Source organism: uncultured Microbacterium sp. (assembly GCF_947488465.1).
Lineage (GTDB): Bacteria > Actinomycetota > Actinomycetes > Actinomycetales > Microbacteriaceae > Microbacterium.
In genome coordinates this window covers 16,291-30,492 of sequence record NZ_CANKZA010000002.1, presented here as the reverse complement: position 1 = coordinate 30,492, position 14,202 = coordinate 16,291, and the positions used below count along the sequence as shown (strand labels likewise).

The 14,202-nt window shown below is 69.2% G+C and carries 10 protein-coding genes; 7 read left to right on the top strand and 3 right to left on the bottom strand.

All coding sequences use genetic code 11. The annotated features are described in order from the left end of the window. Positions 1-89 precede the first annotated feature (89 nt). Positions 90-650, top strand: coding sequence for a thioesterase family protein (locus tag Q0653_RS05140; RefSeq protein WP_298943195.1), 561 nt, complete (start codon positions 90-92; stop codon positions 648-650). A gap of 9 nt (positions 651-659) precedes the next feature. Here Q0653_RS05140 and Q0653_RS05135 read toward each other — a convergent pair whose 3' ends face one another. After that, a complete protein-coding gene (locus Q0653_RS05135; RefSeq protein ID WP_298943900.1) occupies positions 660-1,547 on the bottom strand; it encodes a LysR family transcriptional regulator in 888 nt (295 codons plus the stop codon). 153 nt (positions 1,548-1,700) lie between these two features. On the opposite strand from Q0653_RS05135, the gene Q0653_RS05130 reads away from it, so the two are divergent. After that, positions 1,701-5,327 (top strand): bifunctional proline dehydrogenase/L-glutamate gamma-semialdehyde dehydrogenase, encoded by a 3,627-nt coding sequence (locus Q0653_RS05130; protein ID WP_298943898.1) that lies wholly within the window; start codon positions 1,701-1,703, stop codon positions 5,325-5,327. A gap of 212 nt (positions 5,328-5,539) precedes the next feature. On the opposite strand, the gene Q0653_RS05125 is transcribed toward Q0653_RS05130, so the two are convergent. After that, on the bottom strand, positions 5,540-6,259 hold the full coding sequence (locus Q0653_RS05125; protein WP_298943193.1) for a hypothetical protein: 720 nt from the start codon (positions 6,257-6,259) through the stop codon (positions 5,540-5,542). 186 nt (positions 6,260-6,445) lie between these two features. Between Q0653_RS05125 and ddaH the strand changes: the two genes are divergently transcribed. From ddaH to Q0653_RS05100, 5 genes are all read left to right on the top strand, one after another. Further along, positions 6,446-7,318 carry a dimethylargininase gene (gene ddaH, locus Q0653_RS05120; RefSeq protein WP_298740576.1) on the top strand — a complete coding sequence of 291 codons (873 nt, stop codon included), beginning with the start codon at positions 6,446-6,448 and terminating at the stop codon, positions 7,316-7,318. Continuing rightward, positions 7,315-8,532, top strand: a complete 1,218-nt coding sequence (gene rocD, locus Q0653_RS05115; protein WP_298943191.1) for an ornithine--oxo-acid transaminase — start codon at positions 7,315-7,317, stop codon at positions 8,530-8,532. The genes ddaH and rocD overlap by 4 nt, the downstream gene beginning before the upstream one ends. Before the next feature lie 63 nt (positions 8,533-8,595). After that, complete coding sequence (locus Q0653_RS05110) at positions 8,596-10,365, top strand: circularly permuted type 2 ATP-grasp protein (RefSeq protein WP_298943189.1); 1,770 nt, start codon at positions 8,596-8,598, stop codon at positions 10,363-10,365. Beyond that, positions 10,359-11,291: an alpha-E domain-containing protein gene (locus Q0653_RS05105; protein ID WP_298943187.1), complete on the top strand. Its 933-nt coding sequence runs from the start codon at positions 10,359-10,361 to the stop codon at positions 11,289-11,291. The genes Q0653_RS05110 and Q0653_RS05105 overlap by 7 nt, the downstream gene beginning before the upstream one ends. Continuing rightward, positions 11,288-12,133: a transglutaminase family protein gene (locus Q0653_RS05100; RefSeq protein ID WP_298943184.1), complete on the top strand. Its 846-nt coding sequence runs from the start codon at positions 11,288-11,290 to the stop codon at positions 12,131-12,133. The genes Q0653_RS05105 and Q0653_RS05100 overlap by 4 nt, the downstream gene beginning before the upstream one ends. A gap of 119 nt (positions 12,134-12,252) precedes the next feature. Here Q0653_RS05100 and Q0653_RS05095 read toward each other — a convergent pair whose 3' ends face one another. Next, positions 12,253-14,199 (bottom strand): biotin carboxylase N-terminal domain-containing protein, encoded by a 1,947-nt coding sequence (locus tag Q0653_RS05095; RefSeq protein ID WP_298943896.1) that lies wholly within the window; start codon positions 14,197-14,199, stop codon positions 12,253-12,255. Positions 14,200-14,202: the final 3 nt, after the last annotated feature.

Below are 14,202 nucleotides of genomic sequence, written 5' to 3'. Positions count from 1 at the left end.
TCTACGTCGACCCTATGAAAATCTGAAATCGACGGATGCGGCCACTTTCCCGCCGGGAAACACAGGCTTTTGCGCTAGCATCGCGCCTCGTGAATGTGTGGTGGCGATCCCTCCTGACGATCTGGCGCGCGAAGGTGCTTCTGCACCGGCGTGGGCCGATTCCGCCGCACAGCGTGGGTCGGATCCGGCTGCGCACGATGCCCACCGACATCGACCTCCTGGGACACATGAACAACGGCCGCTACGCGTCGCTGTTCGACCTCGGTCGCTTCGACCTGCTCATCCGCACCGGCATCTGGGATGCGATGAACGCCCAGGGCTGGTACGCGGTCGTCGCGAGCGAATCGGTCACGTTCCGCAAGTCGCTGCAGCTGTGGCAACGCTTCACGGTGGAGTCACGCCTCTACGGGCACGACGACAAAGCCGTCTATCAGATCCACCGCGCGGTGGTCGATGGCGAGGTCTACGCAGAGATGATCGTGCGCGCGCGGTTCCTCCGCCGCACGGGCGGCGTGGTGAACACCGAGGAGCTGTTCGAGGCTCTGCACCGTCCGGACGACCTGCCGCCCCTGCCGGACTGGATCACGGAGTGGGCGAAAGCCTCGGCTCTGCCCTCGACGAAATCGCCCGCGCCGAGCACCTGGGACTGACCGGCACGCTCAGTGGGTCAGTCCCGCCGTCGCGAAGGCCTCCGCGATCGCGTCCTGCACGAGGCGGATGCCGGGACGCGATGCGCTGGAGCGACGCTCGGCGGTGAAGATCTCGCGGGCCGGATCGCCCGGCAGCGGCGTGAGGGTGACGGGCGCGGCCCCGCCCGCCCACAGCAGATCGGGAAGCATGCCGACGGCGTGACCGGCCGCGATGAGTGCGACGTGCGCGCCGAGGTCGGCGAGTTCGTAGCGGACGTCGGGTTCGAATCCCGCCGCCCGACACTGCTGCACGGCCCACTCTCGTGCCGCCGTCCCGGTGGGCTCCAAGACCCATGCGCGGTGCGCGAGCGCTGCGAGCGGGGCGCGGGATCCGTCGGTGGCGAGACGCACCGGGTCGGTGCCCAGCGCCCGCCTGTCGAGTCCCGGCCGGAGCTCGCGGGTGAGTCCCGGGTACTGCTCGGCGATCGCGAGGTCGAACCCGCGCGCCGCCAGCTCGAACAGTCCCTGTTCGGGCGGAACTTCGACCAGTTCGACACGGAGATCGGGCGCGCGCTCGCCGAGGAGCGTGAGCGCGGCCGGAACGACGGCGTGCGTGGCGGTCTGGAGGACGGCCACGCGCACCGGCGCGATGCCGGGCTGCAGCTCTTCCAGCTCTCCGCGGATCCGCTCGTCCGCCGCGAGTGCCCGCGCCGCGTGCACGGCCAGCGCCTGGCCGTGTGCCGTGAGGCGGACGCGTCGCCCGTCGGCGACGAGCAGCGGCACCCCTGCATCCCGCTCCAGCTGGGCGAGTTGCTGCGACACGGTCGACGGGCTATAGGAGAGGGCCTCGGCGACAGCCGCGAGGGTCCCGCGGAGGGCGAGTTCGTGCAGCAAACGGAGACGTCGCAGCTCCAACACGGCATCCACACCATTCATCGATAAAACCCAACGATATCCATCGTAGATCATCGCTTTTCACGAATCATGGTCGTGCCGCACGCTGAACGGATGGAGACGAGGCAGTCTGAGGACAACGTGAGCGCCGAGACGGCCACGCACGAGGAGGTCGGCATGCCCGAGCAGAACCTTTCGCCCCTGGTGGAGCAGTCGATCGCGCTCGCGCAGCGCTGGGTGCGCGAAGCCGCCGAGGTCGACGCCGACCCGGCCGCCGAGCGCCTCGCGGGCGTGCTGAAGGACCCCCAGGGGTTGCCCTTCACGATCGGATTCGTCGACGGAGTGATGCGACCCGAGTCGCACGCGGCCGCCGCGGCGAACCTGCAGCGGGTCGCGCCGCTCGTGCCGGGATTCCTGCCGTGGTATCTGCGGGGAGCCGTGCGCCTCGGTGGGGCTGTCGCGCCGGTGCTCCCGACTCCCGTGGTCCCGATCGCGCGCCGCGTGTTGCGTGAAATGGTCGGTCACCTCGTCGTCGACGCACGCCCCGACAAGCTCGGACCCGCGATCGAGAAGCTCCGCTCCGCCGGTGCGCGGCTGAACCTCAACCTCCTCGGCGAGGCGGTCCTCGGCGAGGCGGAGGCGAAGCGGCGACTCGACGGCATCCATGACCTCATCCGTCGACCCGACGTCGACTACGTGTCGGTGAAGGTGTCCGCGATCGCCAGCCACATCTCGATGTGGGCGTTCGACGAGGTGGTCGACTCCGTTGTCGAGCGCCTGCTCCCGCTGTACCTGACGGCATCCACCGACGCGACCTTCATCAACCTCGATATGGAGGAGTACCGCGACCTCGACCTCACGATCGCGGTGTTCACCCGCATCCTGGACGACCCGCGACTGCACTCGCTCGAGGCGGGCATCGTGCTGCAGGCCTACCTGCCCGACGCGCTGCCGGCCCTGCAGCAGCTGACCGCCTGGGCGCAGCAGCGCGTCGCGGACGGCGGCGCGCGCATCAAGGTGCGTCTCGTCAAGGGCGCGAACCTCGCGATGGAGCGGGTGGATGCCGTGATGCACGGCTGGGACCTTGCCACGCACGCGAGCAAGCTCGACTCCGACGCGAGCTATCTGCGGTGCCTCGATGAAGCCCTGCGGCCCGAGCACACGGATGCCGTGCGCATCGGCGTCGCCGGTCACAACCTCTTCGACATCGCCTACGCATGGTTACTCGCGGGTGAGCGCGGGGTCACGGATGGCGTCGAGTTCGAGATGCTCCTCGGCATGGCGCAGGGCCAGGTCGCGGCGGTCAGCGCCGACGTCGGTCACGTGCTGCTCTACGTCCCGGTGGTCCGGCCGGACGAGTTCGATGTCGCGATCAGCTATCTCGTGCGGCGCCTCGAGGAGAACGCGTCGAGCGAGAACTTCCTCTCGGCCGCGTTCGATCTGCACGATGACCCGCGTCTGTTCGCGCGCGAGCGCGACCGCTTCATCGCCTCGGTGGAGCGCGCCGGCGATCCGGCGCTACCGGTGGGGGCCAACCGGCGGCAGGACCGGGGCGCTCTCGCGGAGGCTCCGGCATCCATTCAGCGCACTCGCGAGACGGGCGAGCATGCGGCGGAGGGGCTCACCCAGGCCGTGCTCGGCATCGCCCGAGCGGGGCAGGAATATGTCGAGACGGCCGTCTTCTCGCCGCGTGAATCGGCGCAGCCCACCGAGGGTGCCCCGGGCTTCCGCAATGCGCCCGACACTGATCCGGCACTTCCCGCGAACCGCGCATGGGCGCGGGAGATCCTCGGCCGGGTGGCCACGTCCGACGCCGGCGAAAGGACGATCGCCGCCGCCCGTCTCGACGACGCGGACGCCCTCGAAGACACGCTCCGGCGGGTGCGCACGGCAGCGGCGGCCTGGGGTGCGACCCCGGCGGCCGACCGTGGCGCGGTGCTGCAGCGCGCCGCGCATGCGCTCGAGCGGCGCCGCGGTGAACTGATCGAAGTGGCGGCATCCGAGACAGGAAAGGTCTTCGCCGAGGCCGACGTCGAAGTCAGCGAAGCGGTCGATTTCGCCGCGTACTACGCTGCGACGGCGCGTGAACTCGACAGCATCGCCGGTGCGGTGTTCGTGCCCGCCCGGCTGACGGTCATCACTCCGCCGTGGAACTTCCCCGTGGCCATTCCGGCCGGGGGAGTGCTCGCGGCGCTCGCCGCCGGATCGGGAGTCGTCTTCAAGCCTGCCCCGCAGGCCCGGCGCTGCGCCGTCGTCGTCGTCGAGGCGCTATGGGACGCACTCGATGAGGCCGGAGTGTCGCGCGACGTCCTCGCACTCGTCGACATCGATGAAGGCGACCTGGGTCAGCAGCTGCTGTCCCATCCGGACGTCGACCGGGTGATCCTCACCGGCGCATGGGAGACGGCCGCGCTCTTCCGGTCGTGGCGCCCCGACCTGCCGTTGCTGGCAGAGACGAGCGGCAAGAACGCGATGATCGTCATGCCGTCCGCCGACTTGGACCTCGCGGCATCCGATCTCGTCAAGAGTGCATTCGGTCACGCCGGGCAGAAGTGCTCCGCTGCGTCGATCGCGATCCTGGTGGGTCCGGTCGGGCGCTCGCAGCGCTTCGCGCGGCAGCTGGTGGATGCCGTGGAATCCCTCCGCGTGGGCGCACCCACCGATCCGCTCAGCGAGGTCGGGCCGCTCGTCGAGGTGCCCCAGGGCAAGCTCGCGTGGGCGCTGTCGACGCTGGAAGACGGCGAGCGGTGGCTTGTCGAACCGCGCCCCGTCGAGGATGCCGACCCCTCCCTCGCCGGAAGGCTCTGGCGCCCCGGCATCCGCGTGGGCGTGCAGCCGGGCTCTCGCATGCACCGGGAGGAATTCTTCGGACCTGTGCTCGCCGTCATGCACGCGACGTCGCTCAGTCACGCGATCGAGTTGCAGAATGCCGTCGCGTACGGCCTGACGGCAGGCCTGTACACACAGAGCCCCGATGATCTCGCGCTTTGGCTCGACGACGTCCAGGCCGGAAATCTCTACGTCAACCGCGGGATCACCGGCGCGATCGTCCAGCGCCAGCCCTTCGGCGGATGGAAGCGCTCGTCGGTGGGCGCCGGCGCGAAGGCCGGGGGACCCAACTACCTCATCGGGCTCGGATCGTGGCGCGCGTCGGCGGGCGCAGCGCCGTCGTCGACCCTGCACCTGCGCGGACTCGACACCCGCATCACGACGCTCATCGAATCAGCCCAGCCCAGCCTCGCCTACGACGGTTTCGAGTGGCTGCGCCGCGGCGCGCTGTCGGATGCGATCGCGTGGGATCGGGAGTTCGGTCAGGTGCGCGATGTCTCGCACCTCGAGGTCGAACGTAACCTCTTCCGCTACCGCCCGGTCGACGTCGCGATCCGTGCCGCCGGTGACGCCGCCTGGCATGAGGTGCTGCGCGTCGTGATCGCGGGAGTGCGGGCCGGCTCGACGGTCACCTTCAGCGCTCCGGTCGGGCTGCCGGCGGGTGTGCGTCGTGCCCTCGGCGAGCTGAACCTGCCGGTGTCGGTCGAGACGGAGGAGGAGTGGACGGATCGGCTGCAGCCGGATGCCGCAGGCCGCCCCGCGCGCGTGCGACTCATCGGCACTCCGACATCCGTCGCCGAGATGCACCGCGCGCTCGCCGACGTGACGAACGGCGACCCGGATATCGCCGTCTATGACAACCCGGTGACGACGGCCGGGCGGATCGAGCTCCTGCCGTTCCTCCACGAGCAGGCGCTCGCGATCACGGCCCACCGGTTCGGCAATCCCGACCCGACGTTCGCCGACATCATCTGAGACGATTCATCAGAGAAACAACTTATCTTTCTAGATGCCGGGGCCTTCCGGCGGCACCATGAACATGGCGCTTCTGGGGAGCGCTCCGTAGGAGTCACCAGTTCCAGCACGGTCGGACCCGAAACTCCTGCCAGATGGCACACCGGGGGGAGTGTCGCTCTGGGGTCGAGGTTGATCGCTCGGCCCCGGGGCATCCCCGCGCCCGGCGGTCGTCAGCGCGCTGCGGGTTCGATCGGGACCATGAACTCGTTGACCAGTGCGCGGACACCGAGGGCGAACAGCGACCACTGCCCGGCGGGGACGTCGTCGCCCGCGGCAGCCGTGATCCGGGGGTGCGGGATACCCTCGAGTGCGCGCACCGCGAAGCCCTCACCGAACGCGGCCATCGCCTCGCTGAAGTCGGTGATCGTCAGGGGGGACTTCATTCGCATGCCGTAGGACGTCATCAGAAAACCGTAGAACTCATCGAAGGCCGCGATCGATTCGTCGTGGCGTTCCCTGCTGGCAGTCTTCAGTTCCGGCCAGGTATCGGCGGCGGTGCGCAGGGCGAGGGCGATCAGGAACGATTGCGCATCGAGGGCCTCGTCCGGGTCGTCGACATCGCTCATGGCGGTACGCACATGCGCGTCGGCCGCGGCGCGGATGACGTCGTCTCCCGGCGCGCCTGCCTCGACGAGCCCGGTCACCGCACCGCGCACATAGTCCGCCGGGTTGCTCAGACGCAGGCGCACCATCGCCACAGCCAGGTCGCGCTGGTAGTCGGTCTGATCGGCCCACAAGCGGTACGCCGCCCCCGTCGTCAGGTCCGCGCGCCGCAGCACATCCTGCAGGCGGATGTGCTGGATGCCGGCGCTCACCCCACGCTCGAGGAGCATCTGCATCCCCACGCGGAGCAGCAGCGCGCGCGTTTCTTCCCCCGTGCGTCTTGCCATAAGAAAAAATCTACTCACTTCGGCGTTCGCGTGCTCGGAATTCGCTTCCGCTGTGCGCTGTGCCGATCTGGCACAATGGAGTCCGGCGTGCCCGCCACGACCTTTCCTCCCTGGTGTTTTCGGGGAGTCGAAGCGCCGACGGGCCTCTGGACAGCGTCCGCCGCCCTTCGTCCGAGGAGCGAGTAAATGTCCACACCCCTCAGCCAGACCCTCCCGTCGGCATCACGCATCGCGCAGCGGCGTCGGTACCTCATGTGCCGCCCCGAGCACTTCACCGTCAGCTATCGGATCAACCCGTGGATGGAGCCGGCGAAGCCGACCGACACGGCCAAGGCTGTTGCGCAGTGGCAGACGCTCCACGACACCTACCTCGCGCTCGGCCACGAGGTCGAACTGATCGACGCCGTTCCGGGCCTTCCCGACATGGTCTACACCGCCAACGGCGGGTTCATCATCGACGGGCGTGCGCTGGGCGTGCGTTTCCGCGTGCCCGAGCGCAGCGGCGAAGAACGCCCCTTCATGGACTGGTTCGCGGCGAACGGGTTCGAGGTCGTCGAGCCGATCGAGGTGCAGGAAGGCGAGGGCGATTTCCTGCTGGTCGGCGACACGATCCTCGCCGGCACCGGGTTCCGGTCGGTGGGTGACAGCCACCGCGAGATCGCCGAGGTGTTCGGCCGTGAGGTCGTCTCGCTGCGGTTGATCGACCCGCGGTTCTACCACCTCGACACCGCGATCTCGGTGCTCGATCCGGTCGAGGGTCCGGGAGGCGTGGAGAACGCGAACATCGCTTACCTCCCCGCCGCGTTCGATGACGAATCCCGCCGCACTCTGGAGGAACGCTTCCCCGACGCGATCACGGTTTCGGACGAGGACGGCGCCGTCTTCGGGTTGAACTCGGCCAGCGACGGCTACAACGTGTTCATCTCGCCGCGGGCGACCGGGTTCGAAGCCCAGCTGCGCGAACGCGGCTACAACCCGGTGCTCGTCGACCTGTCCGAGCTGTTGCTCGGTGGCGGTGGAATCAAGTGCTGCACGCTCGAACTGCGAGGAAACCGATGACCATGACCGCTCCGGACGCCGCCGCCGAGCTCATCGACGCCGAAGACGCGCACGTCGCCCACAATTACCACCCGCTGCCGGTCGTCATCGCCCGCGGCGAGGGCGCATGGGTCACCGACGTCGAGGGCAAGCGCTACCTCGACCTCCTCTCGGCCTATTCGGCCGTGAACTTCGGTCACCGGCATCCGGCCCTCGTCGCCGCGGCAACCGAGCAGCTCGGGCGCATCACGTTGACGAGTCGGGCGTTCCACAACGACCAGCTCGGGCCGTTCGCGGGAGCGCTGGCAGCCCTCTGCGGCAAAGACCTCGTCCTGCCGATGAACACGGGCGCCGAAGCCGTCGAGACCGGCATCAAGGTCGCGCGGGCGTGGGCGTATCGCGTCAAGGGCGTCGCTCCGGATGCCGCCACCATCATCGTCGCCGACGGCAACTTCCACGGCCGCACCACCACGATCGTCAGCTTCAGCGATGACCCGCGGGCGCGCGAAGGCTTCGGCCCGTTCACGCCCGGGTTCGTCTCGGTGCCGTTCGGGGATGCCGCGGCAATCGAGGCCGCGATCGACGAGAACACCGCCGCCGTTCTCGTCGAGCCCATCCAGGGTGAAGCGGGCGTCGTGATCCCGCCGGAGGGGTACCTCCGCCAGGTCCGCGAGATCTGCGACCGACGGAACGTGCTGTTCATCGCCGACGAGATCCAGTCCGGTCTCGCCCGCGTGGGAACGACGTTCGCGTGTGATCGGGAGGGTGTCGTCCCGGACGTGTACCTGCTCGGCAAGGCGCTCGGTGGCGGCATTGTGCCGCTGTCGGCCGTCGTCGCGAATCGTGACGTGCTGGGTGTCATCCGCCCCGGCGAGCACGGATCGACCTTCGGGGGCAATCCGCTCGCGACCGCGGTTGGCCTCCAGGTGGTCGAGATGCTGGCATCCGGAGAATTCCAGACCCGTGCGACGGCGCTCGGCGAGCATCTCGCGGTACAGCTCGACGCGCTCATCGGACACGGCGTCGTCGCGGTCCGCGTCGTGGGATTGTGGGCCGGCGTCGACATCGATCCGGTCGTCGGCACGGGGCGTGAGGTCGCCGAGAAGCTCCTCGCGCGCGGCGTGCTCGTCAAGGACACGCACGGCCAGACGATCCGCATCGCCCCTCCGATCGTGATCCGCGCGACCGAGCTCGACTGGGCCGTCGAGCAGCTGCGCCTGGTCTTGTCGTCCTGACCCCCGCCGCGCCCGGCGGCATCCGACATACTGCCGAAACACGGCCCGGACTAGGCTCGTCCCATGGGTGACCTGTTCGACGGATACGGCTCCACGCTCGCGCCTCGCAAAACCGCGTCGGGGGTGCCGGCGTTCGATGAGATGTTCGCGGCGCCGACCAGCGCCGGAGCCGATGTGCCTTCGCGCACGGCCTATCGCGAGCTCTATCAGGCGCTCGCGAAGATGACCCAGGAAGAGCTGCGCGGGCGGACCGAATCGCTCGCCAGCTCGTATCTCGCGCAGGGCGTGACGTTCGATTTCGCCGGCGAAGAGCGGCCCTTCCCGCTCGACGCGGTTCCGCGCGTCATCGAATACGACGAGTGGTCGCGCGTGGAAAAGGGTGTGCAGCAGCGGGTCAAGGCGCTCGAGGCCTTCCTCGACGACGCCTATGGCCGTCAGCACTGTGTCCGCGACGGCGTTCTCCCGGCCGCGCTCATCGCCAGTTCGCAATACTTCTACCGGCAGGCCGCCGGCATCCACTCGGCCAACGGAGTGCGGATCCAGGTCGCCGGAATCGACCTCATCCGCGACGAGCACGGCGAAATGCGCGTACTGGAAGACAACGTGCGCGTGCCGTCCGGAGTGAGCTACGTCATCTCGAACCGCCGGGTGATGGCGCAGACCCTGCCCGAGCTCTTCGTCTCGATGCACGTGCGACCCGTCGGCGACTATCCCAACAAGCTGCTGCAGGCGCTCCGCGCGTCGGCGCCTCCCGGAGTGGACGATCCCAACGTCGTGGTGTTGACCCCCGGCGTCTACAACTCCGCGTACTTCGAACACACGCTGCTCGCCCGGCTCATGGGTGTCGAACTCGTCGAGGGTCGTGATCTCCAGTGCATGGGCGGGAAGGTCTTCATGCGCACGACCCGCGGGTCCAAGCGTGTCGACGTGATCTACAAGCGTGTCGACGACGACTTCCTCGATCCGCTGCAGTTCCGCGCCGATTCGATGCTCGGGGCGCCGGGCCTGCTCCTCGCCGCGCGCCTCGGCAACGTCACGATCGCCAACGCGGTCGGCAATGGCGTCGCCGACGACAAGCTCCTCTACACCTACGTGCCGGATCTCATCCGGTACTACCTCGCGGAAGAGCCGATCCTGAAGAACGTCGACACCTGGCGGCTCGAAGACCCGGGTGCGCTCGAGGAAGTGCTCGATCGGCTCGACGAGCTCGTCGTCAAGCCCGTCGACGGGTCCGGCGGCAAAGGCCTCGTCGTGGGGCCGGATGCGTCGCCCGCCGAACTCGAGAAGCTCCGCAAGAAGCTTCGCAAAGACCCGCGTGGGTGGATCGCGCAGCCCGTCGTCATGCTCTCGACCATCCCGACGCTCGTCGAAGACGGGATGCGGCCACGCCACGCCGACCTGCGTCCGTTCGCTGTGAACAACGGCGACGAGGTCTGGGTACTGCCGGGCGGGCTCACCCGGGTGGCATTGCCGGAGGGACAGCTCGTCGTCAACTCGTCGCAGGGCGGCGGCTCGAAGGACACCTGGATCGTCGGCGGTTCGGCGCCCGAGCGCGGTGAGTACGGCGGGCAGGGCGGCGTCGCGGGCCTCGTGACCGATCAGGCCGCGGTGACCGAGGCGATCTCGATCATCTACGACCCGCAGGACGCGCCGGACCACTCGCCCCAGGACGGCCCGCAGGACCTCCACCAGCAGCAAGAGCAACAGCAGCAGACCCTCACCCGCGCCGAGCCGACAGCATCCACGCGAACCGACAGCTTCGGTGCGCACCTACCTTGTCGGCTCGAGCAGAAGGTGTCGGCTCGCGGAGGGGTGGAGGCGGCGACATGCTGAGCCGCATTGCTGAATCGCTGTTCTGGATCGGGCGGTATATCGAGCGCAGCGACGGGACGGCCCGCATCCTCGATGTGCACCTTCAGTTGCTGCTGGAGGACCCGTGGATCGACGAGGACATCGCGTGCCGCTCGCTCATGGGCGTCATGGGCACCTTTCCGGAGGAAGACGGGGTGCGGGTCAGTCGCGCCGACGTGCTCAACCGACTTGCGGTGGACCGTGCGAACCCGTCGAGCATCGCCTACGCGATCCAGTCGGCGCGCGAGAATGCCCGCCGCGCGCGGGAGATCGTGTCCACCGAGCTGTGGGAGATCCTCAACACGACCCAATCGCGCATGCCGCGACGCATCAACGACGAGAAGACGCACGAGTTCTTCCAGTGGGTGCGCGAGCGTGCCGCGCTCGCCGTCGGCATCACCGATTCGTCGACGAGCCGCGATGAGGCCTGGCAGTTCTTGACCCTCGGCCGGTCGATCGAACGCACCGACATGACCGCGCGGCTGTTGGCGACGCGGTCGTTGACCGAGGCATCCGGCCCGTCGTGGACGACCATTCTGCGGTCGTGTGGCGCCTACGAGGCGTACTTGCGCACGTACCGCGGGATGCCGAGCGCCAGCAACGCGGCCGAATTCCTGCTGCTCGATCGCCTCTTCCCGCGCTCGATCATCCACTCGATCCAGCGCGCCGAGGAATGCATGAGCGCGATCGACCCGGTCGCCGACCGCGTCGGCCACTCCAACACCGTGCTGCGCGCGCTCGGACGCATCCGCAACGATCTGGAATACCGCCCGATCGGTGAGATCCTCTCGGAGTTGCCCGAGCACATGGAGCAGGTGCAGAAAGTCACGCGCGAGGCGTCGGAAGCTATTCGCGACCGGTTCTTCCCGACGCACGCCGAACCGAGCTGGATCGGAGAAACCTCATGATGCGCCTGCGGATCGAGCACGCCACCGGATTCACCTACCAGGGTGAGGTCGGCGCGTCCTACAACGAAGCGCGGATGCTGCCGAGCTCGACGGACAGCCAGTTCGTGTTGAGCTCGCAACTCGACATCGAGCCGTCGACGAGCGTGAACCAGTACCTCGACTATTTCGGCACTCGCGTCGCGTCGTTCGACGTGCTCGCGCCGCACTCGGCGCTGAGCATCACCGCGCGCTCGCTCGTCGAGGTGCGCCCGCGGCCGCTGGAGTTCTCCGACATCACGTGGGATGCGCTGGCACGCGAAGCAGAGCGCTCGATCGGCACGGTCGAGATGATGAGCGCATCCCCCCGCACCGCCGCGCATCCCGAGGTGGCCGAGATCGCCCGGTCGATCGCCGCGCAGCACGAGCACCCGGGGCGCGCCGCGTACGCGATCGCCGAAGCCGTCGGGGATGCCGTCGAGTACATGCACGGTGTCACCGGGGTGCACTCCACGGCTGCCGAAGCCTGGGTCGAGCGCAAGGGCGTATGCCAGGACATTGCGCACATCACCCTCGGCGCGCTGCGGGTCGTCGGGATCCCTGCGCGGTACGTATCGGGATACTTGCACCCGAATGCCAACGCCGAGGTGGGCGTCGCGGTGCCGGGCGAGTCGCACGCCTGGGTCGAGTGGTTCGCCGGCGACTGGCAAGGATTCGATCCGACGAACAACGCCGAGATCGGTGACCGCCACGTCCTCGTCGGGCGCGGGCGGGACTACAACGACATCCCGCCGCTGCGCGGTGTGTACGCCGGACCCTTCAAGAGCGAGTTGCACGTCAAGGTCACGGTCACCCGCGAGGCCTGATCCCCTCGCAGCCGGCCTGGGTAGCGGCATCCACCCTGCCGGTCACCATGCGGAGATCGTGCGGGCGTGCGGGGGCGCGGGCGGGAGGCCGGCAGACATGCGGGCGGGGCGGGGTGGCGTCAGTCGGGGGTGACGGTTGCCAGGAGCGCGCCGCGGGCGACCTGATCGCCGGGGCGCACGGCCACATGTACCGTGCCGGAGACCGTCGCGCGCAGGACGTGCTCCATCTTCATGGCCTCGACGACGAGCACGGCGTCGCCGGCATCGACTGCGGCGCCGTCGGTGGCCGAAACCACGACGACGGTTCCCGGCATCGGCGAGCGAAGTTCGGGGGAGGATGCCGCATCCGCCCGTCCGGCACGCGCGATCGCGACGTCGGTGAGCTCTACGGCACGCCCGTCGGCGACGAGCCAGTCCCCGGCGCTGATCACCGGGCGGCTGACGCCGTCGATCATGACCGTCGCCTTCGTGCTCCCCACTGAGACGGATGCCGCCCGCTCGGCACCCCCGTCGACGCTCACGCGGGCGACAGCGGGCGTGCCCCAGACGCGCACCTCGGCGTGCCGGTCCCCGGCCGCGAGCCGGTAGCGCGCGGGCGCGGCCGGGCCCAGCCGCCAGCCGTCGGCACGCTGCCAGGGCGCCGACGCGCGAGGGAGTGCGGCCCACCGCAGGAGGGCGGCTTCGGCGAAGGTCCGTTCCGACACGAGCGCGAACGGCAGGGTGTCGAAGACGCGCGCGATCAATCCGGTGTCCAGGTCGCCCCGCGCGACCGCGGGGTCTTCGAGCAGCAGGCGGAGGAACTCGATGTTGGTCTCGAAGCCGAGCACGATCGTCTCGCGGAGCGCCCCGATCAAGCGGCGCCGGGCCTCGTCGCGGTCGGCGCCCCAGGCGATGATCTTCGCGAGCATCGGGTCGTACTGCGTGCTGATGTCGAGGCCGTCGGCGAGCGACGTGTCGACGCGCACGCCCTCGCCCGTCGGGTGCCGCACCTCCCGCACCGGACCGCCGGTCGGCAGGAAGCCGGCGCGCGGGTCCTCCGCGTAGACGCGGGCCTCGATGCTGTGACCGGTGAGGGTGACATCCGATTGGGTGAACGGCAGCGGCTCACCCGCCGCGATCCGCACCTGAAGCTCCACGAGATCGAACCCCGTGATCTGCTCGGTGACGGGGTGCTCGACCTGCAGACGCGTGTTCATCTCCATGAAGAAGAACTCATCCGGGCGGTCGCCGGCGACGATGAACTCCACCGTGCCGGCTCCGACGTACCCGACGCTGCGTGCGGTCTCGCAGGCGGCCTCGCCGATGCGGGCGCGCGTGGCGGCATCCAGCAGGGGAGACGGCGCCTCTTCGATCACCTTCTGGTGGCGCCGTTGCAGCGAGCACTCGCGCTCTCCGAGGTGCACGACGGTGCCGTCCTGATCACCGAGGATCTGCACCTCGATGTGCCGTGGCAGGGAGAGGTAGCGTTCCAGAAACAGGGTGTCGTCGCCGAAGGATGCCGCCGCCTCCCGTCGGGCCGCGGCGAGAGCCTCCGGCATCCCTTCGGCCGATTCGACGACGTGCATGCCTTTGCCCCCGCCGCCGGCGGACGGCTTGATCAGGACCGGGAAACCGACCTCGGCCGCGCCGGCGACAAGCGCCGCGTCGGCCAGCCCGGGCGCCGCGATTCCGGGGACGGTCGCGACGCCGTGCGCCTCGACCGTGCGCTTCGCGCTGATCTTGTCGCCCATGACTTCGATCGCTTCGGGTGAGGGCCCGATGAACACGATGCCGGCGTCGGCGCACGCGCGGGCGAAGGCGGCATTTTCGGCGAGGAAGCCGAAGCAGGGGTGGATGGCGTGCGCTCCGCTGCGGAGTGCGGCATCCAGCACCCGGTCGATCGCGAGGTAACTCTCCGCGGCCGGTGCCGGGCCGAGCCGGATCGCCTCGTCAGCCAGGCGCACATGGAGTGCATCGGCGTCGGCGTCGCTGTAGACGGCGATCGAGCGGATGCCGAGACGCCGGAGCGTGCGGATGATGCGGCAGGCGATTTCGCCGCGCCCGTTGATGAGGACGGAGTCGAACACGGC

Excerpts from the sequence above, each read along its gene's own strand:
- Q0653_RS05130 (WP_298943898.1), top strand. The coding sequence starts at position 1,701 with ATGCCCGAGCAGAACCTTTCGCCCCTGGTGGAGCAGTCGATCGCGCTC.
- Q0653_RS05125 (WP_298943193.1), bottom strand. The coding sequence starts at position 6,259 with ATGGCAAGACGCACGGGGGAAGAAACGCGCGCGCTGCTGCTCCGCGTG.
- ddaH (WP_298740576.1), top strand. The coding sequence starts at position 6,446 with ATGTCCACACCCCTCAGCCAGACCCTCCCGTCGGCATCACGCATCGCG.
- rocD (WP_298943191.1), top strand. The coding sequence starts at position 7,315 with ATGACCATGACCGCTCCGGACGCCGCCGCCGAGCTCATCGACGCCGAA.
- Q0653_RS05110 (WP_298943189.1), top strand. The coding sequence starts at position 8,596 with ATGGGTGACCTGTTCGACGGATACGGCTCCACGCTCGCGCCTCGCAAA.
- Q0653_RS05105 (WP_298943187.1), top strand. The coding sequence starts at position 10,359 with ATGCTGAGCCGCATTGCTGAATCGCTGTTCTGGATCGGGCGGTATATC.
- Q0653_RS05100 (WP_298943184.1), top strand. The coding sequence starts at position 11,288 with ATGATGCGCCTGCGGATCGAGCACGCCACCGGATTCACCTACCAGGGT.